The sequence below is a fragment of the Pseudomonas sp. A genome (assembly GCF_056270345.1).
The window spans coordinates 3,706,004-3,727,283 of the sequence record NZ_CM149873.1; the positions used below are offsets into that span (position 1 = coordinate 3,706,004).

Consider the following 21,280-nt stretch of genomic DNA (forward strand, 5'->3'; position numbering starts at 1 on the left):
TTCGAAGGAGACTTGCGCTCCCTCCCACAGGCCGCACAAATCTTCCGCCAGACACCTGGCGGCCTTACCTCATCTTCCCTGACACTACCGACCTATCAATTACAAGGAAGCCCCACCATGCCCGTGACCATCCGCCCTGCAGTCCGCAGCGACGCCGCCCAGATCCTGGCCTTCATCACCGAGCTTGCCGACTACGAGCGCGCCCGCCACGAAGTGGTGGCGACCCTCGCCGACATCGAGCACAGCCTGTTCGACGAGAGCAGCACGGTGCGCAGCCTGGTCTGCGAGCGCGACGGCCACGCAATCGGTTTCGCCGTCTACTTCTACAGCTACTCCACCTGGCTGGGACGCAACGGCATCTACCTCGAGGATCTCTACATCACGCCCCAGCAGCGCGGCGACGGCGCCGGGCGCAACCTGCTGCGGCATATCGCCCGCGAGGCGGTGGAGAACGGCTGTGGTCGCCTGGAATGGAGCGTGCTGGACTGGAACGAGCCGGCCATCGGCTTCTACCGCTCGCTGGGCGCCGAACCGCAGGACGAGTGGATCCGCTACCGCCTCGACGGCGAGCGGCTGCGTCAGTTCGCCGAAGGCTGAGACGCCTCACCCCAGAACGACGCCTGCGTGAGCACCGGCACCTCGACGCGGCTGCGCTGACCGCCGCGCTCGATCACCAGGCCGCGGCCTTCGATGGCGACCAGGCGCACGCCGCGGGCCAGCTCCTCGCCGCTGCGTACGGCACGTGCCGGGGCACCGTCGACACTGACGATGGCCACCGCGCCCTGGCTACCGGCCATCACGCCGCTGACCTGAATCTGCACCTGCGACGGCAGGTCAGCGAACCAGCGCCCGGCCGGCGTTTCGCTCGACGCCAGGGCCTGGGCGGGTTGCAACCGAGCCACGTCCGCCGTGGACTGCAACAACAGGCTGGCCCAGGTCGCCAGTCCGGCGATAAGGGCCAGCAATCCCAATCCCTGCAACCACAGGCCGAGGGACAGGTTCGGACGGGTAATACGCATGGTCACGCGCTCCTTGTGTACCTGCGACCGAGCATACCGACCTATTCTCACGGTTTTGTTTCACACGGCGATCATCTTGCTCGGGCAATCTGCCTGGCAGGACAAGGAGCGCCCCGTGAACGGACAACGTGGTTTCACCCTGATCGAACTGATGGTGGTGCTGGTGATCGTCGGTATCGCCAGCGCCGCCATCAGCCTGAACATCCGCCCCGACCCGGGCAAGCACCTGCGCGCCGACGCCGAGCGCCTGGCACGCCTGCTTGAACTGGCGCAGAGCGAGGTCCAGGCCGACGGCCAGCCGCTGCGCTGGCAAAGCGATCGCGACGGTTACCGATTCGTGCGCGCCGATGGCCAGATGCTCGTCGATGGCCCGCTCAAGCCGCGCCGCTGGCAGGCCGAGGCGGTCAAGGTGCAAAGCGAGCCCCGTGGCGCGGTGTGGCTCGACGGCGAGTGGATCGGCACGCCGCTGACCCTGCGCCTGCGTAGCGGCGCGCTGCGGGTGGAACTGGCGCGCAACGCCGCCGGCCAGGTGCGGGTGAGCCAGCCATGAACCGGCAAACAGGCTTCACCCTGATCGAAGTGATGATCGCCATCCTGCTGATGGCGGTGGTCAGCCTGATCGCCTGGCGTGGGCTGGACAGCGTCAGCCGCGCCGACCGCCATGTGCGTGAGGCCAGCGAAGACCAACAGGCGATCCTGCGAGTGTTCCAGCAACTGGAGCGCGACCTGGCCCTGCGCGCCACCGTCGAACTGGTCGAGCCGCCTCTGCCCGGCCGCGAACCGCCCGGGAAACCGTTGCTGCCTGCGGTGCGCGCCCGTGCCGATCGACTTGAACTGGTGCGCTCCGGCGCCGTCTCCGGCAGCGGCTTGCAACGGGTTCGCTGGTACCTGCGCGACGGTACCCTGTATCGCGCAGCCGCGCCCCTGCGCGAGCGCTTTCCACTGCCCGCGCCCAAGGCCGCGGTGGCTGTACTGGACAACGTCAGCGCCTTCGACCTGCGCAGCTGGCAAGCCAAGGGCGGCTGGCGCTCACCGGCCAGCGAGGCCGACGACAACCCCGCCGGACTTGAGGTACGCCTGACCCGGCGCGGCCCCCAAGGCGAGGAGCGTTACCGCCAGGTGCTGGGCCCGTTCAACTGACCAGCACCACGCCGCCCGGCAACTCCAGGCAGCGAGCGCCATAGGCGACGCGGATCAGTTCGGCGGCCTGGCGCAACTGGTCGAAACTGAACCGCGCCTGTACCCGCCGGCGCCCCAGCGTGGGGTTGAGCAACACCAGGCGTCCCGGGCGGTAGCGGTTGATCTCGTCGATCACCCGGGCCAACGGCGCGTCGCGGAACACCAGCATGCGCTCACGCCAGGCCATCACCTGGCCCGGGTCGAACGACTCCGGCATACCGATGCCTTGCGCGCCATAGCGCAGTTGGCGACCTGCCGGGAGCACCTCGATCCGGCCCTGGACGGCCACGCGCAACTCACCGCCCAGACAGGTGACGCAGACCCCCTCATCGTCCTCGCGCACGTTGAACCGGGCCTGCTCGGTGCTGATCACCCCATCCTGCGCCCGCACCTGAAGGGGCTGGCCGGCCTGCACCTCGATCTCGCCGGCGAGCAGGGCGATACCCTCGGCCTCGCGGCTGACCCGGGTGCGCACGTTCAGCTCAAGCTCGATCCCGGGCGTCAGCACTACCCGTTGCTGCTCGCCGATATCGGTGGCAAACGCCGGTGCCGGCGCCATGGCCTCCTCGAGCAGTCCGCCACGCCAGGCCAGCAGCGCCACCGACGCCGCCAGCGCGCCGCCCAGCAACGCCCGGCGACCGAGCAGCGGCGCGCCATGCCCGGCTTGTCGTGCTGCTGGGCCGAGCAGGTGCCAGAGCTGGCGGGCCTGGGCAAAGGCCTCGGCATGCGCCGGGCTGCGCGCGCACCACTGGCGCAGGGCTCGGGCATCGGCCTGGGTGGCCTGGCCGGACGTCAGCCGCAGCAGCCAGTCCTGGGCCTGGCGCTGCAAGTCGGAATCGGGCGGAATCTGGGACATGGGGCTCACATGAAGAGGTCGACTATCGTTCAAGACGGTTTTCCCGCGCCGGGACCGAACCGCTGAAACACTTTTCTGTCCAGGCGCATCGCGCAATGCCCCAGCGCCGCCTTGAGTTCCTTCTCCACCGTGCGCGTGGAGATGCCGAAGCGCTGGGAGATTTCCAGGTGCGAGGCTTCCTCCAGGCGGGCGGCGATGAAGATCCGACGACGCCGGGCCGGCAGCTCGTAGAGGGCGCCCAGCAGGTTCTGGATCTCGCGCTGGCCGCCGACGATGCGCGCCGGGTCCTGGTCTTCGGCCACCTGCAGCAGCGCTTCGATCTCGGCGCCAGTGAGCAGCCGGGCGTCGGCCTCGCGACGGTCGGCGGCGACGTTCAGGGCCATGCGGTACAGGTAGGCGCCGGGACGCTGCAGGTCGTGCGTCGCGTCCATGCGGTCCACCCGCAGGTAGGTTTCCTGCAGCACGTCGTTGGCCAGGTCGTCAGAACCGAGCCGACGCCTAAGGCGTACCCTGAAGGCGTCATAGGAGGTCAGAAACAGCTTGACCAGCGCACTGTCCCGAGGTTTGTTCATGCCGCCGCAGCTCCTTGCGAAAGTGGGCAATCCATAGGTTCCGGACGCAGCAGCAGGGTCAGCGGCTGCGCCAGGGATGTCGGCGGCGCCTGTTCCAGGCGCACCGTGCGCAGGCGCTCGACCAGCGCGGCGTCGCGGGCGAAGTCGCCGGTCGAGGCCAGCAGGCGGCTCTGCACCAGTTGGCCGCCGGCATCGATCCACACCTGCAAGGCCGCCCGGTAAGCGCCTGGCCGGGTCAGCGGCGAGGCGCACAGGGCGCGTTCGACCGCGTGTTGCAGCGCCAGCGCATAACTGCCCGACGACAGGCCGCCGTTGCGCCCACGCCCAGCCGTGCCGCGCAGGCGCAGCGGTTGCAGGGTGAAGCCGCCGCCACTGTAGTGCGCCTGCAAGCCGGTGCCCTGCAACAGTCGCTGCAGGCCTTCACGTGCCGGGTAACGGCCCAGGACCTGGCTGGAGCGCTGACCGGCGAGCAACGCCTGGTCGACCAGCACCGCCAGGCCGCTCTGCCGAGCGAAGCTGTCCAGCGCCCGGTCCAGCGCCTGGGCCGGGATATCCAGGGTCAGCAGTGGCTGGCCACGCAGACCGGGGGCCGCCAGCAACCAGGCCAGCATCAGCGCGCCGACCACGAGCAATGCACGCACAGATATCCGGGCCTCCTTGCTGGCCGCCGTCGCCGGGGAAACGTCATCCTGGGGCCTGTGTATGACGCTGTGGTGACAGCCTGCGGCAACCAAAACTTCACCTCGATTGCGGCCTGCGAGGGCTAGACTGCGCCGAGGAACGATTGCCCGGAGACCCGCCATGGCCCGCCTGACCCTGACTGCCCTGCCCTTGCTGCTGACCTGCGCCCTGCCGGCCTACGCGGAACCGCCCAAGGGCGGCCAGGGTTGCATCGATGTGCAGGTGGGCCAGTCACGGGCCCTGGCCTATGACTGCCTGACCCAGCAGCTGCAAGGCACTGATCCGCGCGCCGCCAAAGGGCTGCGCGAACAGCTGGATCCGGCGCGGCAGATGCAGCGCCGGGCGCCGAACCAGATGGGGTTGGCGACGCCGGCGGCGACGTCGACGCGCATGGGTAATAGTTTTGGCAGTTCGGTGGTGCCGCAGCGGCCTTGATGGGGTTGGCGAAGTCTGCTGGGTTTCCGGAGATAAAGTTGTAGCGCCTACAAGATCGAGCGCCGCCCGCGCGGCGCATCGCGACGCAAGGCCGCTCCTACATTTGTTGCAACGTGCCGAACCTGTCAGGCCATGGTTGCCCGCCTTGGTGCATGTCTTGAGACAGGCGGGGCGGCAGTAATGCTCACGCTGAAACCGCGTCGTACAAACAAGGCGGACCAGGTAATGGCACAGGATTGACTGGCCCGAAACAGATGTAGGAGCGGCCTTGCGTCGCGATGCGCCGCGCGGGCGGCGCTCGATCTCATAGGCGCTGCAACTCTCCTGTCAAACACCAACCAACCACTACTCCCCCTCCCTGCGCAACAGATAGGTATCCATGATCCACCCCTTGCGCCGCCGCGCTTCCTCGCGCAACTGCACGATGCGCGCCTTCACCGCCAGCAACGGCCCGCTGACCAGCAGCTCGTCCGGCGTGCCCAGGTAGGCGCCCCAATAGATCACCAGTTGCGGGTCGTCCAGGGCAGCAAAGGCGCACTGGCCGTCGAGCATCACCAGCACGTTGTCGATCCGCGCCTGTTCGCCCAGGCGTCGACCCGGCAGCACGGTCAGCGGCTCGCCGATGCGGTTGAGGGGGATCTGGTGGCGGGCGGCCAGGGCCTGGATGCTGCTGATGCCGGGAATCACCTGCAAGGCCAGCGCCACGCCGCGTTGGCGCACCAGGTCGAGAATACGCAGGGTGCTGTCGTACAGCCCGGGCTCGCCCCAGAGCAGGAAGGCGCCGATGTCATCGGCGCCCAGTTCATCTTCGATCAAGCGGGCATACAGCGCGGCGCGCTGGATGTGCCAGTCCTGCACCGCGCCGACATAGTCCGGCGCCTGGCCGTCCCGACGCGGGTCTTCGACCTGCACCAGGCGGTAGCCGCCCTCGGGCCGGTAGCGCTCGAGGATGGCCCGGCGCAGGCGCACCAGTTCATCCTTGTCGCTGCCCTTGTAGAGGACGAAGAACACCGTGGCGCGGCGCAATGCCTCCACCGCCTCATAGGTGACCTGGCGCGGATCGCCCGGCCCGATGCCGATCAGAAGAAGCTGTTTCATCGCCTGCCCTGCCTGGTTGCCGATGGTCATTGTCGACCGACCACCGGCCCTTTGGCAAAGCGGCTCAGAAGATCGAGAAGTTGTAGCTGACGATGACCCGGGTCTCGTCCATGTCACGCGCCCACTTCTCGTAGTTGCTGCGGTAGGTGGAGTTGCGCAGGCGCACGCTGACGTCCTTGAAGGTGCCGGACTGCACCTGGTACTTCAGCTCGCTGTCGCGTTCCCATTCCTTGCCTTCGGCATTGCTGCCCGGGACCTTGACGTTGTCGCCGTTGATGTAGCGGGTGAAGAAGGTCAGGCCGGGCACGCCCAGGGCCTTGAAGTCGTAGTCGTAGCGCACCTGCCAGGAGCGTTCCTGGGCGGCGGCGAAGTCGTTGACCTGGGCGTAGTTGACCAGGTACGGGTTGCTGCCGTCGAGGTACGGCATGGCGCTGTCGCCGTACATGCGCTGCCAGCCGGCGCTGAGCTTGTGGCCACCGAGGCTGTAGCCGAGCATGCCGCTGAAGGCACGGTGGTCGATGTGCCCGGCGCGGGCGTTGCCGATATCGTCGCTCTTGATCAGCCGCAGGTCGGCCGACAGCGTGCCGACCTCCAGGGGCTGGCTGGCGACCAGGCCGAGGAAGTGCTGGCGGTAGATGTTCTCGAGCTTGGAAACCTGGTACTGGGCGCTGACCCGCTCGTTGACGCGGTAGTCGACGCCGGCCAGGTCGAAGTGGTCGGCCTCGATGTCGCAGGCGTAGCGCTTGTTCTTGCAATGCACGCGGATGTCCTGGCGGTCGGTGGAATCACGCGCGGTGTACTGGTTCAGGCGCGCCAGGGTGAACTTGAGGTCGCGCACTTCCTCGGAGGTCAGCCAGGCACCGTGGAACATGGTCGGCAGCAGGCGGCCGTCGTTGTACTTGAGCAGCGGCACGTCCGGCATCATCGAACCGTACTTGAGCACGGTGTTGGACACTTTCACCTTGCCGGCGACGCCCATCTTGGCGTACTGGTCGGCAGAGTGACGCGGATCGTGGCCGGAAGACGGCAACAGGCCGCTATTGCTGTCGGCGGGGCTGGAGTCGAGTTTGAAACCGACCATGCCCAAGGCATCCACACCAAAGCCGACCGGGCCCTGGGTATAACCGGACTGGACATTGAGGATAAAGCCCTGCGCCCACTCTTCGCGTTTCGACGCGCCCTGTTTGGAACTGCTGTGGCCGTCACGGAAGTCCCGATTGAAATAGACATTGCGTGCTTCGACCTTGGCACTGCTGTCTTCAAGAAAACCGGCGGCCTGGGCGTTGACACCGGCACACAGGAAGAACAGGCCGGCAACTCGGCGCCCGGGGGCGAGGGGGAAAGGGGCAAACATGCGAGGGAACATCCAAAAGAAAGGCGAAAAACCATCCGGGCAGTCATCTGCACCGGCACTACGCGATGAACGAATACACTTCGACCATCATCCATAATTTTCCGACAATGGCTCTAGCCCGCGCCATGGGACCATGGTCTAAGGCGTTTGGCAGGGTCTTTTCGAACAGCGCGCAAAAAACCGGCAAAGTTCCCGACTAATTGATTGAAAGTTTGCTGTTTACCCCCTTGCGAGCGACTACTACACTCTCGCTTAGCGAACAGCTTCACCCATCCCCGTGGCCGGCGTTCAGTCTGGTTTCATGTTCGTCACGTCCCGCCACGACAGACTTACAGGAGTGATGACAGTGTCCAGACTTGCAGAGTTTCGTGCTGCCGAAAAAGCGCTCAAGGAACAGATGGCACAACTGGAAGCGCTGAAAAAGGATGCCGGCCTTAAACGCGAAATCGAATTCGAGCAGAAACTAGTCGGCCTGATGAAAAGCTATGACAAGAACCTGCGCGACATCATCGCCATCCTCGATCCGAAGGCCGTGAGCCGCGCTCCGGCCCAGGTCAAGCAGCAGCGTCGACCACGGGTGGTGAAGGTCTACCAGAACCCGCATACCGGCGAGCGGATCGAAACCAAGGGCGGCAACCACCGTGGGCTGAAAGCCTGGAAGGAACAGTACGGTGCGCAGACGGTGGAAAGTTGGGTGCGCTGATGAAACCTCGACACCCGCTTCACACTTTTTTCACATGCGCAGGCCCAGTATCGAACCAGCTAAAGGACTAGCGACCCCATCACGCGCCCGCACATGCGGGCCTCTAATTCCGGCGCCCCGCACTCGTGCGGGGCGCTTTCATTTGCGCTGAAGGCTGACTTCCGTATCATGGTCCACCTGTTTTAGGCCCCGATTCTGGAGTACCCATGAGCCTGCACGATCTGCAAACCCTGCCCGGCGTTACCGCCCAGCCGGACACCGCCACCGCCCAATTCGTGTTCAACCACACCATGCTGCGGGTCAAGGACATCGAGAAGTCCCTGGACTTCTACACCCGCGTCCTCGGCTTCCGCCTGGTGGACAAGCGCGACTTCCCCGAGGCGGCCTTCAGCCTTTACTTCCTGGCCCTGGTCGACCCGGCGCAGATTCCGGCCGACGACGCCGAGCGCCACCAGTGGATGAAATCCATCCCCGGCGTGCTCGAGCTGACCCACAACCACGGCACCGAGAACGATCTCGAGTTCGCCTACCACAATGGCAACACCGACCCGCGTGGCTTCGGCCACATCTGCATTTCGGTACCGGACGTTCGTGTTGCCTGCGCTCGCTTCGAGGCGCTCGACGTGCCGTTCCAAAAACGCCTGCAGGATGGCCGCATGAACCACCTGGCCTTCGTCAAGGATCCGGACGGCTACTGGGTGGAGATCATCCAGCCGACCGCACTCGAGGCCTGATCCTCGTCGGTTGCGCTCGTCGGGCCGGGAACTCCCGGCCCTTCGCTGTGGTATTTAAAGGGAACGCCTGTTCCCAGCCACAGCGAGGTAAGGACGATGCAAACCCTTCACTGTGAATACCGCGACCACACCATCACCGCCAGCGTGATGCCCCACCCCGACTCGCCCCTGCCCTACGCGGCCGGCTGCGTGATCACCGATCCCGCAGGCCATAGCAGTCGACGAATCTCGATACCGATGAAGTTCTTTGCCGACCTGGACAATGCCCAGCATGTGTCCCTGGCCCATGGCCGGGCGCTGGTTGACCGGCAACTGGACCAGGCTGACCAGCGAGTGTTCTGAGTTGGGGCCACCCGCGTCCCTTTGAATCGCGTTGCGTCACGCCAGCGTCTGGCGCTGCAACCCTACCGGCAAATACCGGGTGGCCTCCCTGTTGCCAAGAGGCCACCCGGTTCATTCACTGCGCCGGCGCCGTGGCCGGCGGCGCTTCGTTGGTCACCCGCAGGATCCCCCACAACCCCGAGGCATTGCCATAGGCGGCATAGTCGCGGAACAGGTAATCCCCCGGCACCGCGTTGGCGCCCCCGGCGCTGGGCAGCATAAAACTGAAGTGCGCCGCCGGCAGCACGCTCTCCTGCGCACCCACGTACATCGCCATCGGGTTGTAGCCGTAACGCACCGAGCCGATGCCTGGCAAGCCCATGGGGTAGCCGTGCACATCGCTCTTCTCGGCCTGGTAGTTGTGCAGCGGCCACAGGTGCCCGTCGAGCTGGTAGGTGATGCCGCGGCTGCCGCCGCTGGGCATCAGCACATGGCTACGCGCAGGCTGGCCCGGCCTGGCCCAGAGCACCGGGGTCTGCGGATCACCTCCAACCAGGGCGTTGCTGTAGGCCATGTGGGCGTTGGGCACGTCGGCGAAGCCGAAGCCATCGGCATGGCCGAACGGCGCGTCCGGCGCCAGGCCGAAGCGCAGCCACAGCGGCTCGGTCTTGTAGTTCATCGCCATGTTGCCGTTGTCCTTCGGATCACCGGGCACGCCATTGCCCTCGGTGGCGATACCCTCCACCGGCCGGCCATCGGCCCAGCGCATATTCAGCGAACGCTGCCACACGGTGACGAAGTCGCGGTAGTCCGCCTGACCACTGACCTTCACCGTGGCCTGGGCGCGGCTGGCGTTGTCCTCGGTCCAGGTCGCGCCCTGCGCCAATACGCTCATGGCGCCCACCAGGCCCTTTTGCGGCTGCTTGATGACATCCGCCGGGGTCAGGTTGAGGCCGCCGAACTCGATGGCCGTGGTGTTGATGTTGTCCACCGTGCGGCCCAGTTGCAGCACCGGCTTGCCTTCACGCTCCAGATGCCCGGCGTAGTACTGGTACACCCGGCTCGGGTAGGCGAAGCTGGTGCCGGCGCGCGGCGGCACGGTCTGCACCGGGTTGAGGCCGACGTTGACGCCATCCGATTTGGTGATGTCGTAGGCCAGCAGCTGCGCATGCAGGCCGACGTGGCTGGACGGGCGCATCAGGTTGTTGTTGAACGCCGTGGAGCCCTCGCCGCCGGCCCGGTCGCGCTTGACCACGTTCTGCATCACCGCGGTGCTGGGCAGGTCCGGCATCATCAGCGGCAAACGGTTCTCCAGGGTGATGCTGATGCAGTCGCCGGCATTGGCGCGCAGCACCAGGGGCTCGACCGGCACGCCAGCCTTGAGCTTGCCGGTACTCGTATCGAGGTCGGCCTTGCGCACGTAGAGCACCGCGGTCGGGTCGTGCAATGGCGAGCTATGACCACCGACGGTGAAGGTCGCGCCGTCCTCCTCGTCGGTGACCGTGGCCATGGGGATATCGACCTTGCGGCTGTTGAACACCAGGGTGCCGCCATTGGCCTTGAGCGCGCCGCCCACGTGCTGGCCGATCCCGGCCGGGTCGCTGATGCTGACCCCGTGGCGATTCTCGAGGATGTCGTTGGCCAGGGCCGCGACGATCTCGTAGCTGCGCTTGACCGTAGGCCGGGTGCCGATGCCATTGGCGTTGGCCGTGGTTTTCGGGCAGATGCCGTCGAAGTTGACGGTGTTGCGCATGGCCACCGGCTGCGGGTTGTTGGGCAGGGCGAACAGGTCGGCGCGCTGGGCGGTGTAGTTGCGCATGATGCCCCAGATGCCGTTCCAGTAGCCTTCCAGCGCGGCGTCCAGCGAGTACAGGTAGTCGCCATTGGTGGCGGCGGAGCTCGAGATCATCGACACCGGCGCCATGAACCCGAGCTGCTCGGAGATGCCCACCATCTGCGACGACTTCCACCCCGAGTTGGAGCTGTTGCCGAAGCCTGAACCGTTCTGCAGCCACTTCACGCCGTGCAGGGTGACGTTGTGCTCCTCCTCATGGCCACCGGCGTGCATGCGCAGGCGCACGTTGTCGCCGGAGTAGGTGCGCAGCAACGGCGTGAACGGGTCACCCGGCTCGCTGCCCTTGTTCACGTGCGGCGGGAACAGCGTGGTGCCGCCGGTGGGGCCGGTGGCCTGGGTGATCGCCGAAGGCGCCAGGTTCATCGCCGGGATGGCGCGGTCGGTGCGGCTCTGCATGGCGTAGGCCAGGTCGCCGCCCAGGCCGTCGGCCTGCATGCCGCGCTTGCCGTCCGGGCCGACCTTGTTCGGGTCGAACACGCGCAGGGCCAGCGGCTCGTTGCGGTAGTTGACGACGAACATGCCCGGGTCATCCACAGAGATCGCCTGCGGGCACGGCCGCGTCGGGCAGCCCGGGCTCAGCCCGCCACGGGACTCGACCACCGATTCGAGCAGCGTCGAGGCTTTCTGCCGCACCGGCGGGTTGATCGCGTAGCGGAAGCTGTCGGCGGTGGCCGGGTAAGCCTGGCCATCCGGTATGCCGTTGGGGCCGGCCCCCACATACACACCAGCCTCGTAGGCATGCTGGAAGTCGCTGTACTCGAGGAAGAACTCGCGGTAGCTGTCGTTTTTGCCGTCGCCGTCATGGTCGCCGGTCTGGATCACCGCCTGCCACGAGGTCGGGCCGCCGTCCTGGCGAGTGGCCGGGTTGTACAGCTGTTCGCCGGTCTCGGCGTGGTACCAGGTGGAACCGGCGGGCTCGGCCAGCACGGTCGCGTACAGCCCCAGTTGCTGGTGGGTCGATGGGCCGAGGTGGTCATGGGTGAAGATGGTGCCCAGGCCACGGTCGACGTTGTGCACGTTCACCAGCGGGTCGGCGAACCAGCGCTGCATGGCGCTGCGCGCGCCGAGCCAGTCGGCCCGGCCGAAACGCCCGAAGTACGGGTGCTGTTTGGCTTTCGGGCACGCGGCAGTGCCGTCGCGGGCGTCGCCCTCGGTGCAGTTGTTGAAGCTGCGGATGGCATGCACACGCTCGACCACGCTACCGGGCGAGAGGATGCCGTCCTCGTAGTTCCAGCCATTGGCCGAACCGTCGGCGGCGGTCAGGTCCCACTTGGGCAGGTGGATATGCTGGCCGATCACGTCGGTCGGCGTGCGCACCTGGTAGTCGTCCATCTCGTAGAACGACGGAATCAGGTTGGTGTGCACGTACTGGGTGCAGTCGAAGGTGTTCATGCGCATCACCAGCGGCTCCGGCGGACGCTGCTTGGTGATCACCGGCCAGGCGTCCTCCCACAGGGCGAGGATGCGCGCCTGCGGGAAGTGGTAGCCGACCTTGTTGTACACCGCGTCGAACTGGATGTTGGCGGCCTTGTAGATACGCGGGCGGTCGGCGGTGAAGGTGGACGAACCGCGGAAACTCATGCCGCTGAGGTTCTCACCGCTGAAGAACTCGCCGATGCCCGAGGACTGGGTCAGGCGCTTGCCACGGTCATCCATGCATGGCTCGTAGAACGGCGCCCCTGCCGTGGGCAGCGCGCCGTTGGTGCGGAAGGCCTTGGCCACCGGCGCGCTGCCGGGGATCAGGGCAAAGCTCGGGTGCTCGGCCTTGGCGTGGAACTGCATGGCGGCCTGCTCGACCTCGGTGCCCTCCTCGGGCAGGTAGATCGGCTTGGCCTTGTGCACCACCTTGGAGAAATCCAGCTTGGTGGTGGTGGTCACCGCCTCACCGCCGGCCGATACGCCGTCCAGCGCGTGACGACCGAGGCCACCGTCCCAGCCGTCGACCTGGTTGGGGTCGAGGTTGGCCCACAGGGCCTTGCCACTGTCCTTGAGCTGGCGAGCCAGGGCCGGGTCGAGCATGTCCAGCGGCGGGGTTGGTGGGCGCTGGCCGACGCTGCTTTCCATGCCGCCGATCCAGAACGGGTAACCAGGGTTCTTCAGGCTGCCGTCGGCGTTGCGGTTGGTCTCGCTGCGGTCGACCAGGGCCAGGGAGCCGACCGCGCGCGGGGTGGCTGGCACGTGCGGATGGTCGTCGCCCTCCTCCTCTTCGTCGTCATCTGCATGCCCGGCGACCAGGGTCTCGGACAGCTTGGGCACCACGGTGACCTTGCCCGGCATAGGCGCCATGGCCTTGCCCGGCAGCGGCACGATGGCCGGGATCGGCGTGCCGGCAATGATCTCGCCGTCCGGCAGCGCCCGGGCGCCTTGGGCCGGCTTGCCATTGCGCAGGGCGAATGGCGTGCTGTGGAAGCCGTTGGCGCCCTCGCCGCTGACTTCCAGGCGGGTACCCGGCTCGAACACATCGTGCACCCGCCACATGGCCCACATGCCCTGGGCGAAGTGCGGGTAGAAGTGGCAGTGATAGATGGCGTCGCCCGCCACCCGATTGCGGTTGCCCGAGCCACCGTTGGCGATCTCGTAGGTGTAGCCCACCCCCGGGCCGATGCCCTGGGCGTCGATGTAGTCGGAGTTGTCGTCGTTGGGGTTGAACAGCCACTGGTGCCCGTGCAGGTGGAAGATGTGCTGCTCGTGGCCGTTGTGGGTGTTGCGGAACTTGGTGAAGTCGCCGATGTAGCTGTGGTGCACGTTGGCGGGCTCGGCCGGGTACAGGGCCATGGTCGCCTTGACCCCGGTAGCGCTGGCCGGCGGCGTCTGGCCAGGGCGGATGTTCTCCAGCCCGACGTTGGCCGGGATATCCACCAGGGTGCCGATATCGCCCACGGTGTGGGCACTGAGGAAGAACTCCTCGTAGGCGCACGACAGGCAGTCGTGCATCGGCCCCACGCCCAGACGGTTGGCCACCACCTCGGCGCCCATGCCACCGGAGCCGTAGTTGATCATGAACGAATCGCGGGTCGGCTCGAGCACATGGCCCATGACCGGGTCCGCCCAGTAGGCGGGGAACGCCTGGGTCGCGGCCACCTCGTCGGCGAATTGCGAGGCGAAGTCGCGGAAGGCCTCCAACCGATTGGGCAGCGCCGGGTTGCGCTTGCCAACGCTTTCCAATGGGTAGGTGCTGGCCGGGAAGCTGCCGTCGGGGTTGGGGCCCATGACGATGGCGTCGGTCTCGCTGCTGAGGATCTCGTTACCATCGAGCATGGCGATGATCGGCTTGCCGGCCTTGCCCTCGGCGATCCACGGCTCGGCGTTGGGGTAGCGGGCCTGGTAGTCGATCACCGGCTGGCCGGTGGCCGTGCGCCCCGTGGTGGCCAGGCGCATCTCTTCCTCGGTCAGGGTGTTGCGGTAGGTACGCCCGGCCTTGGGCACCACCACCACCTGGCCGAACAGGCCGTTGGCGACGTTGCCGGCGCCGCCCTGGCCGCCGAAGGTGGCGCCCTGGCTGGTGACGGCGAACGCGCCTTCGCGCTCGGCGTACAGGGTGTAGCTGCGGGTGCCGCCCGGAGCGACCAGGAAGTTGCCGTTGCGCCCGGTGTTGGCGGCGATGTCGCCGATGCTGTTGACCGCCTGCAGGCCGTTGACCTGGAAGCCGACATGGCGGTCGGTGACCTGCTCGTCGGCAACGAAGTGTTCGTCACCCTCGTTCTCGACCTCGGCGCCCTCTTCTTCCTCGCCTTCGACTTCGGTTTCGTCGTGGTCGATGCCGTGCTTGTTGGGGTTAGCCTGGTAGGCCAGCAGGTTGGTCAGGTTGACCGTCAGGCAGTCACCGGCGGCGACCCGCAGCACGATCGGCCGCGGGCGCTTGTCCGGGCGCAGGGTGACCTTGCCCGGTACCGCCGCGCCGCCCTTGCTCAAAGGCACCCGGTGCTCGTCCACCACATCGTGGCGCAGGGCGTACATCATGCCGTTGGCGTTCTGCGCACCGAGGCGGTTGAACATCAGTGGCTGATCCAGCGCCACCACGTTGGCCACCAGCGTGCGCTGGCACTGCACCGCGGCTTCGCTGGAGACCTGCCAGCCCAGCAGGGCCAGCAGGAAGGTGGACAGGACCGGGCCTTTGCGAGGGGTCGACATGGGGCACCTCCGGGGACACAGGGATACTGCGGGGAGGTGAGCAAGGCTTGTGCCATGAATTTAATTGTTATAAATCAGTCAGTTGTGAAGTTTAGAAAGAATGAACTGGGCGCTTTCACCCTTAATTGGGGGGCTTTGCTGGAACCGCGTGGGAGCAAGATCTCTGTAGGAGCGGCCTTGTGCCGCGAAAGGGCTGCACCGCAGCCCCGGCGTTCTTTGCAACAACGCTGAAATCCCGGGGCCGCTACGCAGCCCTTTCGCGGCACAAGGCCGCTCCTACAGGTTGGCGTGGTACCTGTGTGCCGCTCCCACGCAATCGAATCAATAGCATTTAGTGATTGAACACCCGCGCAAAGGTGCAGTAAGCTCGGCCTCAATCACTGGAGAGCAACATGTCGAAACAAACCCGCAACCACGCCAACCACACCGGTCGCTCCGCGCACCGCGTGCTGGCCGTTGCCGGTCGTAACGCCGTTGCCAGCTTTTATTTTGGGTATTGGTTTAGCCACTAGGCGCCGATGACCCATCCGGCGCCCACCTTCGAGGGGCCGCCGAACATGAGAATACTCAAACCCCCGGTCGGCTCCCCGACCGGGGGTTTTGCTTTTCCGGGCCCACGAAACACACCGATTACCTTGAGGACAGCGTCATGAACTACACCACCTACTACCGCACCTATGCATGGCGATTTAGCCAGTTCCGTTCGGGCCAGCCTGCCGCCTCCGTTCGGTCGATTTCCGGTGGCAATGCCGCACAGACACCCCATTTGACGATCAGTCGAACACCTCGATAGGGCCGACGACGCGGGCCAGAACCCGCCGTCCGCCCAGGGAAAAAACGCCATGCAAGCCTCGAACCTCGCCCTGCCCCTGACCCAGCCGCACGCTGCCAACACCACCGTCAGCCAGCGCCTGCCCAGCCCGCACCTGCTCAAGCAGCAGATGCCGCTGTCCAGCGAACTCACCCAGCAAGTCCACGCGCACCGCCAGGCGATCCGGGCCATCCTCGAAGGCCGCGACGAACGTCTGCTGGTGGTGGTCGGCCCCTGCTCGATCCATGACCCGCGCTCGGCCCTCGAATACGCCGACCGCCTGGCCGCGCTCAGCCGCGAAGTCGACGACAAGCTGCTGCTGGTGATGCGCGCCTACGTAGAGAAGCCGCGCACCACCGTGGGTTGGAAAGGCCTGGCCTACGATCCCCACCTTGACGGCAGCGACGACATGCACGCCGGCATCGCCCTGTCCCGCGGCCTGATGCTGGGCATGCTCGAACGCGGCCTGCCGATCGCCACCGAGTTGCTGCAGCCGATGGCCGCCGGCTACTTCGACGACCTGCTGGGCTGGGCCGCCATCGGCGCACGCACCACCGAATCGCAGATCCACCGCGAGATGGTCAGCGGCCTGGAGCTGCCGGTCGGCTTCAAGAACGGCACCGACGGCGGTATCGGCATCGCCTGCGACGCCATGCGCAGCGCCGCCCACCCGCACCGCCACTTCGGCATGGACGCCCAGGGCCACCCGGCGATCATCGAGACCCTGGGCAACCCCGACACCCACCTGGTGCTGCGTGGCGGGCACAAGGGTCCTAACTACGACGCCCAGAGCATCGCCCTGGCCCGCCAGGGGCTGGCCAAGGCAGGTCTGGCGCCACGGATCATGGTCGACTGCAGCCACGCCAACAGCGGCAAGGACCCGGCGCGCCAGCCGGCGGTGTTCGAAGATGTGCTGGCCCAGCGCCTGGCCGGCGACCGTTCGCTGGTCGGGGTGATGCTCGAAGGTCACCTGTTCGATGGTTGCCAGGCCCTGGGCAAAGGCGCGCTGAAGTACGGCGTGTCGATCACCGACGGCTGCCTGGGCTGGGACGCGACCGAGGCCCTGCTGCGCGAGGCTGCCGCACGCCTGTAAGCCTGCATGGCAAGCCTTGCGAGACACGGCACGAACAAGTGCGCTAGGCTTGCCTTTTTGATCCCAAGGAGCAGTACCCATGGCCCGAGCCACCGCCCGCCACATCCTGGTTGCCAGCGAAGAGAAGTGCAACGAACTCAAAGCGCAGATCGAAGCCGGCGCCGACTTCGCCGAAGTCGCCAAGGCCAACTCCACCTGCCCGTCCAGCCGCCAAGGCGGCGACCTGGGCTCGTTCGGCCCGGGCCAGATGGTCAAGGAATTCGACACCGTGGTCTTCAGCGCGCCGCTGAATGTCGTCCAGGGTCCGGTGAAGACCCAGTTCGGCTACCACCTGCTGGAAGTGACCAGCCGTCAGGACTAAGTCATCGCAGGCGATGATGTCCCCTGTGGGAGCGGGTTTACCCGCGAATGCGCCCGTACATGCAACATCGTTGCCTGAGCTGACGCATTCGCGGGTAAACCCGCTCCCACAGGTGCTGTGTTGCATGATCCTGTGGTGCTCGCTCTCGTTAGCCCACGCCGCCCCCACCCACGCCCTCACCGTCTACGCCGAAGCCCCGCGCTACCCTGCGAACTTCCGCCATTTCGACTACGTCAACCCCGACGCCCCCAAGGGCGGCAGCCTGCGCCGCTCGGCCATCGAGATCGGCAATTTCGACCATATCCTGCCCTACATCGACAAAGGCATCGGCGTCAGCCAGGTCGATGGCTGGCTGTACGCACCGCTGGCCGTGCGCTCACTCGATGAACCCTACACCGTCTATGGCCTGATCGCCCAGCGCATGGAACGCGGCCCCGACGACGCCTGGCTGCGCTTCTACCTCGACCCCCGCGCCACCTTCGCCGACGGCAAGCCGGTACGGGCCGAGGACGTACGCTTCAGTTACGAATTGCTGATGAACCAGGGCAGCCTCAAGTTTCGCACCCAGTTCGCCGATGTCGCCGCGGTGGCGGTCGAAGGCCCGCGCCAGGTGCGCTTCGACTTCAAGCAACCCCATGGCCGTACCCTGGCCCTTGAACTGGCCGGCCTGCCGGTGCTGCCCGAGCACGACTGGCAGCAACGCGACTTCGCCAACGGTGCCGGTTTCGACAAGCCAGTGGGTAGCGGTCCGTACCGCATCGGCAGGATCGATAACGGCCGCAGCATTACCTTCGAGCGCGATGCGAGCTGGTGGGCCCGGGACCTGCCGGTCACCCGCGGGCTGTACAACTTCGCGCGTATCGGCGTCGAATTCTTCGGCGACACCGAAGTGGCCCGCCAGGTACTTAAGGGCGGGGGCTACGACTACAACCGCGAGTACTCCGCTACCGCCTACACCCTCGGCTACAAGGGTGCGCCTCTGGATGACGGGCGCCTACAACGCGCCCACCTCGCCCCGGCCAAGCCGCAGATCGCCCAGGGCTTCGTGTTCAACCTGGACAAGCCGCAATTCAAGGACCGCCGCGTGCGCCAGGCCCTTGGCATGCTCTGGGACTTCGAGTGGAGCAACCGGCAGATGATGCGCAACATGTACATCCGCCAGCAGAGCCTCTACTCCAATACGCCTCTGGCCGCCCGCGCCCTGCCCGACGCCGAGGAGCTCAAGCTGCTCGAGCCACTGCGCAGCCAAGTGCCGGACGAAGTGTTCAGCCGGGTGTTCAGCGCGCCGGTCACCGACGGCTCCGGCATCATCCGCCAGCAGCAACTGCAGGCCCTGGCCTTGCTGCAGGACGCCGGCTGGCATCCCCAGGGCGATCGGCTGGTCAACGCCCAGGGCCAGCCGCTGAGCTTCACCTTCCTCAATGGCCAGTCGGGCCTGGAGCGCCTGCTGCTGCCGTGGAAGCGCAACCTCGCACAGATCGGCGTCGAGCTGAACATCCGCAACGTCGACTCCGCCCAGTACGTCAACCGGGTGATGGCCCGCGACTACGACATGATCGTCACCGGCTACCCGGTAACCCTGTCCCCGGGCAGCGAGCAGTACAACTACTTCGGTTCCGCCGCGGCCAACGATCCGGGCTCGAACAACCTGATGGTGCTCAAGGACCCGGCGGTGGACCGCCTGCTCGACGGCCTGGTGCGCGCCACCAGCCAGGCCGACATGCTGCGCCACGCCCGCGCCCTGGACCGGGTGCTGCAATGGAACTACTACTGGATTCCCAACTACTACCCGCCGGGCAGCTCGACAGTGTGGTGGAACCGCTTCGGCCTGCCCAAGGTACAGCCGGCCTATGACGAGGGCCTGGACACCTGGTGGGAAGTCAGCCCCCGGGCACTGACCAACTCGCAGATGGCCGAACGGCTGCGGAGCGCGCCATGACCACCTACATCCTGCGCCGCCTGCTGCTGATCATCCCCACCTTGCTGGCGATCCTGCTGGTGAACTTCGCCATCGTCCAGGCCGCGCCCGGCGGGCCGGTGGAACAGGCCGTGGCGCGCCTGCAGGGCATCGGCGGCGGCGCGCCGGGCGCCCGGGTCGAGGCAGTGCAAGGCGAGTCCCGGGCCACCCGCGGCCTGGACCCGAAGCTGATCGAGGAGATCAAGCGCCAGTACGGTTTCGACAAGCCCGCGCCCGAACGGCTGTGGCTGATGCTCGGCCAGTACGCACGGCTGGATTTCGGCCAGAGCTTCTTCCGCGGCGCCACGGTCACCGAGCTGATCGTGCAGAAGCTGCCGGTGACCCTGTCGCTGGGCTTCTGGGCCACGCTGATCACCTACCTGGTGTCGATCCCGCTGGGCATCCGCAAGGCGGTACGCCATGGCAGCCGTTTCGACGCCTGGAGCAGCGCGTTGATCGTGATCGGCTACGCCCTGCCCTCGTTCCTGTTCGCCCTGCTGTTGATCGTGTTGTTCGCCGGCGGCACCTCGCTCAACTGGTTCCCGGTGCGCGGCCTGGTCTCGGAGGACTTCGACCAGCTCAGCCTGCTGGGCAAGGTCGCCGACTACTTCTGGCACCTGGTGCTGCCGGTCGGCGCCCTGGTGATCGGCGGCTTCGCCACCCTGACCCTGCTGACCAAGAACGCCTTCCTCGACGAGATCGCCCGCCAGTACGTGGTCACCGCCCGGGCCAAGGGCCTGAGCGAGCGCCGGGTGCTGTACGGCCATGTGCTGCGCAACGCCATGCTGCTGGTGGTGGCCGGCCTGCCCCAGGCGCTGATCACGGTGTTCTTCGCAGGTTCCCTGTTGATCGAGGTGATCTTCTCCCTCGACGGCCTCGGGCGCATGAGCTACGAGGCGGCGGTGTCGCGGGACTACCCGGTGGTGTTCGGCACGTTGTTCATCTTCACCCTGGCCGGGCTGCTGATCCGCCTGCTGGGCGACCTGTGCTACACGGTGCTCGACCCGCGCATCGATTTCGACGCGAGGGGCCGCTGATGCTCTCGCCCATCGCCCGGCGCCGCCTGCGGCGTTTTCGCGACAACCGCCGCGGCTGGCTCTCGCTGTGGCTGTTCGCCGGGCTCTTGCTGCTGAGCCTGGGCGCGGAGCTGGTGGCCAACGACAAGCCTTTGCTGCTGGGCTACCAGGGTGAGCTGTACACCCCGGCGCTCAAGCGCTACACCGAGCAGCAGTTCGGCGGGCAGCTGCCGTTCCAGCCTGACTACCGCAGCCAGTACGTGCGCCAACTGATCGAGGGCCAGGGCGGCTGGATGCTGTTCGCGCCGATCCCGTTCAGCGCCGATACCCCCAACTACGACCTGCAGGTGCCCACCCCCAGCCCGCCCAGCGCGAGCAACTGGCTGGGCACCGACGACCAGGGCCGCGATGTGCTGGCGCGGGTGCTGTATGGCACGCGGATCTCGCTGTTGTTCGCCTTCGCCCTGACCCTGATCAGCGTGCTGATCGGCGTTAACGCCGGCGCCCTGCAGGGCTACCACGGCGGCTGGGTCGATCTGCTCGGCCAGCGCTTGCTGGAGGTGTGGTCGGGGTTGCCGGTGCTGTACCTGCTGATCATCCTGTCGGGGTTCGTCGAGCCGGACTTCTGGTGGTTGCTGGGGATCATGGCGCTGTTCTCCTGGCTGGCCCTGGTCGATGTGGTGCGCGCCGAATTCCTCCGCGGGCGCAACCTGGAGTACGTCAAGGCGGCACGGGCGCTGGGGCTTTCAGACACCCAGGTGATGCTGCGGCATATCCTGCCCAATGCCCTGAACGCGACCCTGACCTATGTGCCGTTCATGCTCACCGGGGCGATCACCACCCTGACCGCGCTGGATTTTCTCGGCTTCGGCATGCCCGCCGGGAGCGCCTCGCTGGGCGAGCTGGTGACCCAGGGCAAACAGCACCTCGAGGCGCCTTGGCTGGGCTTTACCGCATTCTTTGCCCTGGCGTTGATCCTGTCGTTGCTGGTATTCATCGGCGATGCGCTGCGCGAGGCGTTTGATCCTCGCATGTAGGAGCGGCCTTGCCGAGGCGTCGGACCGGCCGGAAAGGGCCGCAGAGCGGCCCCGGGATTTCAGTGGC

The 21,280-nt window shown here is 66.6% G+C and carries 19 protein-coding genes; 12 read left to right on the forward strand and 7 right to left on the reverse strand.

The features are described from left to right. The first annotated feature begins 117 nt into the window (after positions 1-117). Positions 118-597, forward strand: coding sequence for an N-acetyltransferase family protein (locus tag AC0MAZ_RS16585; protein ID WP_475858603.1), 480 nt, complete (start codon positions 118-120; stop codon positions 595-597). On the opposite strand, the gene AC0MAZ_RS16590 is transcribed toward AC0MAZ_RS16585, so the two are convergent. Beyond that, positions 579-1,019, reverse strand: coding sequence for a type II secretion system protein N (locus AC0MAZ_RS16590; RefSeq protein WP_475858604.1), 441 nt, complete (start codon positions 1,017-1,019; stop codon positions 579-581). The genes AC0MAZ_RS16585 and AC0MAZ_RS16590 overlap by 19 nt on opposite strands. A gap of 115 nt (positions 1,020-1,134) precedes the next feature. Here AC0MAZ_RS16590 and AC0MAZ_RS16595 point away from each other — a divergent pair, with 115 nt between their 5' ends. Continuing rightward, entirely contained in the window at positions 1,135-1,569 is a 435-nt protein-coding gene (locus AC0MAZ_RS16595; protein ID WP_254463715.1) for a GspH/FimT family pseudopilin, read from the forward strand. Continuing rightward, the gene (locus AC0MAZ_RS16600; protein ID WP_232856253.1) at positions 1,566-2,159 is read left to right on the forward strand and encodes a PulJ/GspJ family protein; all 594 of its coding nucleotides are present in this window, start codon (positions 1,566-1,568) and stop codon (positions 2,157-2,159) included. The genes AC0MAZ_RS16595 and AC0MAZ_RS16600 overlap by 4 nt, the downstream gene beginning before the upstream one ends. Here the strand turns inward: AC0MAZ_RS16600 and AC0MAZ_RS16605 are convergent. Genes AC0MAZ_RS16605 through AC0MAZ_RS16615 form a run of 3 tightly spaced genes read right to left on the reverse strand, consistent with a single transcriptional unit; the run spans position 2,152 to position 4,267 of the window. Then, on the reverse strand, positions 2,152-3,054 hold the full coding sequence (locus AC0MAZ_RS16605; protein ID WP_475858606.1) for a FecR family protein: 903 nt from the start codon (positions 3,052-3,054) through the stop codon (positions 2,152-2,154). The genes AC0MAZ_RS16600 and AC0MAZ_RS16605 overlap by 8 nt on opposite strands. A gap of 29 nt (positions 3,055-3,083) precedes the next feature. Then, positions 3,084-3,626: an RNA polymerase sigma factor gene (locus AC0MAZ_RS16610; protein ID WP_028692228.1), complete on the reverse strand. Its 543-nt coding sequence runs from the start codon at positions 3,624-3,626 to the stop codon at positions 3,084-3,086. Beyond that, on the reverse strand, positions 3,623-4,267 hold the full coding sequence (locus AC0MAZ_RS16615; protein ID WP_254463721.1) for an STN domain-containing protein: 645 nt from the start codon (positions 4,265-4,267) through the stop codon (positions 3,623-3,625). The genes AC0MAZ_RS16610 and AC0MAZ_RS16615 overlap by 4 nt, the downstream gene beginning before the upstream one ends. Positions 4,268-4,427: 160 nt before the next feature. On the opposite strand from AC0MAZ_RS16615, the gene AC0MAZ_RS16620 reads away from it, so the two are divergent. Beyond that, entirely contained in the window at positions 4,428-4,742 is a 315-nt protein-coding gene (locus AC0MAZ_RS16620; RefSeq protein WP_475858608.1) for a hypothetical protein, read from the forward strand. Positions 4,743-5,087: 345 nt separating this feature from the next. Here AC0MAZ_RS16620 and cobF read toward each other — a convergent pair whose 3' ends face one another. Together cobF and AC0MAZ_RS16630 are read right to left on the reverse strand one after the other, a co-directional pair. Continuing rightward, positions 5,088-5,840 (reverse strand): precorrin-6A synthase (deacetylating), encoded by a 753-nt coding sequence (gene cobF, locus AC0MAZ_RS16625; RefSeq protein ID WP_475858609.1) that lies wholly within the window; start codon positions 5,838-5,840, stop codon positions 5,088-5,090. A 64-nt stretch (positions 5,841-5,904) separates the two neighbouring features. Then, positions 5,905-7,194 carry an OprD family porin gene (locus tag AC0MAZ_RS16630; protein ID WP_084942878.1) on the reverse strand — a complete coding sequence of 430 codons (1,290 nt, stop codon included), beginning with the start codon at positions 7,192-7,194 and terminating at the stop codon, positions 5,905-5,907. Between the two features lie 346 nt (positions 7,195-7,540). On the opposite strand from AC0MAZ_RS16630, the gene AC0MAZ_RS16635 reads away from it, so the two are divergent. From AC0MAZ_RS16635 to AC0MAZ_RS16645, 3 genes are all read left to right on the forward strand, one after another. Continuing rightward, positions 7,541-7,897, forward strand: a complete 357-nt coding sequence (locus AC0MAZ_RS16635) for a histone-like nucleoid-structuring protein, MvaT/MvaU family (RefSeq protein WP_186713382.1) — start codon at positions 7,541-7,543, stop codon at positions 7,895-7,897. A 206-nt stretch (positions 7,898-8,103) separates the two neighbouring features. After that, positions 8,104-8,631 carry a lactoylglutathione lyase gene (gloA, locus tag AC0MAZ_RS16640; RefSeq protein WP_475858611.1) on the forward strand — a complete coding sequence of 176 codons (528 nt, stop codon included), beginning with the start codon at positions 8,104-8,106 and terminating at the stop codon, positions 8,629-8,631. A gap of 96 nt (positions 8,632-8,727) precedes the next feature. Beyond that, positions 8,728-8,973 carry a hypothetical protein gene (locus AC0MAZ_RS16645; RefSeq protein WP_203646509.1) on the forward strand — a complete coding sequence of 82 codons (246 nt, stop codon included), beginning with the start codon at positions 8,728-8,730 and terminating at the stop codon, positions 8,971-8,973. A gap of 115 nt (positions 8,974-9,088) precedes the next feature. On the opposite strand, the gene mnxG is transcribed toward AC0MAZ_RS16645, so the two are convergent. Next, on the reverse strand, positions 9,089-14,938 hold the full coding sequence (gene mnxG, locus AC0MAZ_RS16650) for a manganese-oxidizing multicopper oxidase MnxG (RefSeq protein WP_475858613.1): 5,850 nt from the start codon (positions 14,936-14,938) through the stop codon (positions 9,089-9,091). Between the two features lie 842 nt (positions 14,939-15,780). Here mnxG and AC0MAZ_RS16655 point away from each other — a divergent pair. The 5 genes from AC0MAZ_RS16655 to AC0MAZ_RS16675 all read left to right on the forward strand — a co-directional run bounded on the left by AC0MAZ_RS16655 (position 15,781) and on the right by AC0MAZ_RS16675 (position 21,213). Beyond that, positions 15,781-16,842, forward strand: coding sequence for a 3-deoxy-7-phosphoheptulonate synthase (locus tag AC0MAZ_RS16655; protein ID WP_232857611.1), 1,062 nt, complete (start codon positions 15,781-15,783; stop codon positions 16,840-16,842). A 79-nt stretch (positions 16,843-16,921) separates the two neighbouring features. After that, positions 16,922-17,203 (forward strand): peptidylprolyl isomerase, encoded by a 282-nt coding sequence (locus tag AC0MAZ_RS16660; RefSeq protein ID WP_232857613.1) that lies wholly within the window; start codon positions 16,922-16,924, stop codon positions 17,201-17,203. Positions 17,204-17,219: 16 nt separating this feature from the next. Then, a complete protein-coding gene (locus tag AC0MAZ_RS16665; RefSeq protein ID WP_442964155.1) occupies positions 17,220-19,142 on the forward strand; it encodes an extracellular solute-binding protein in 1,923 nt (640 codons plus the stop codon). Continuing rightward, positions 19,139-20,197 carry a microcin C ABC transporter permease YejB gene (locus tag AC0MAZ_RS16670; RefSeq protein ID WP_475858616.1) on the forward strand — a complete coding sequence of 353 codons (1,059 nt, stop codon included), beginning with the start codon at positions 19,139-19,141 and terminating at the stop codon, positions 20,195-20,197. The genes AC0MAZ_RS16665 and AC0MAZ_RS16670 overlap by 4 nt, the downstream gene beginning before the upstream one ends. Then, the gene (locus AC0MAZ_RS16675; RefSeq protein ID WP_475858618.1) at positions 20,197-21,213 is read left to right on the forward strand and encodes an ABC transporter permease; all 1,017 of its coding nucleotides are present in this window, start codon (positions 20,197-20,199) and stop codon (positions 21,211-21,213) included. Before AC0MAZ_RS16670 ends, AC0MAZ_RS16675 begins: the two co-directional genes overlap by 1 nt. Positions 21,214-21,280: the final 67 nt, after the last annotated feature.

What these genes read in the sequence shown, in the direction of transcription:
- AC0MAZ_RS16630 (WP_084942878.1), bottom strand. Translation starts at nt 7,194, where the DNA reads ATGTTTGCCCCTTTCCCCCTCGCCCCCGGGCGCCGAGTTGCCGGCCTG.
- AC0MAZ_RS16675 (WP_475858618.1), top strand. Translation starts at nt 20,197, where the DNA reads ATGCTCTCGCCCATCGCCCGGCGCCGCCTGCGGCGTTTTCGCGACAAC.
- AC0MAZ_RS16605 (WP_475858606.1), bottom strand. Translation starts at nt 3,054, where the DNA reads ATGTCCCAGATTCCGCCCGATTCCGACTTGCAGCGCCAGGCCCAGGAC.
- AC0MAZ_RS16620 (WP_475858608.1), top strand. Translation starts at nt 4,428, where the DNA reads ATGGCCCGCCTGACCCTGACTGCCCTGCCCTTGCTGCTGACCTGCGCC.
- AC0MAZ_RS16600 (WP_232856253.1), top strand. Translation starts at nt 1,566, where the DNA reads ATGAACCGGCAAACAGGCTTCACCCTGATCGAAGTGATGATCGCCATC.
- AC0MAZ_RS16655 (WP_232857611.1), top strand. Translation starts at nt 15,781, where the DNA reads ATGCAAGCCTCGAACCTCGCCCTGCCCCTGACCCAGCCGCACGCTGCC.
- AC0MAZ_RS16670 (WP_475858616.1), top strand. Translation starts at nt 19,139, where the DNA reads ATGACCACCTACATCCTGCGCCGCCTGCTGCTGATCATCCCCACCTTG.
- gloA (WP_475858611.1), top strand. Translation starts at nt 8,104, where the DNA reads ATGAGCCTGCACGATCTGCAAACCCTGCCCGGCGTTACCGCCCAGCCG.
- mnxG (WP_475858613.1), bottom strand. Translation starts at nt 14,938, where the DNA reads ATGTCGACCCCTCGCAAAGGCCCGGTCCTGTCCACCTTCCTGCTGGCC.
- AC0MAZ_RS16660 (WP_232857613.1), top strand. Translation starts at nt 16,922, where the DNA reads ATGGCCCGAGCCACCGCCCGCCACATCCTGGTTGCCAGCGAAGAGAAG.
- cobF (WP_475858609.1), bottom strand. Translation starts at nt 5,840, where the DNA reads ATGAAACAGCTTCTTCTGATCGGCATCGGGCCGGGCGATCCGCGCCAG.
- AC0MAZ_RS16590 (WP_475858604.1), bottom strand. Translation starts at nt 1,019, where the DNA reads ATGCGTATTACCCGTCCGAACCTGTCCCTCGGCCTGTGGTTGCAGGGA.
- AC0MAZ_RS16645 (WP_203646509.1), top strand. Translation starts at nt 8,728, where the DNA reads ATGCAAACCCTTCACTGTGAATACCGCGACCACACCATCACCGCCAGC.
- AC0MAZ_RS16665 (WP_442964155.1), top strand. Translation starts at nt 17,220, where the DNA reads ATGTCCCCTGTGGGAGCGGGTTTACCCGCGAATGCGCCCGTACATGCA.
- AC0MAZ_RS16585 (WP_475858603.1), top strand. Translation starts at nt 118, where the DNA reads ATGCCCGTGACCATCCGCCCTGCAGTCCGCAGCGACGCCGCCCAGATC.
- AC0MAZ_RS16610 (WP_028692228.1), bottom strand. Translation starts at nt 3,626, where the DNA reads ATGAACAAACCTCGGGACAGTGCGCTGGTCAAGCTGTTTCTGACCTCC.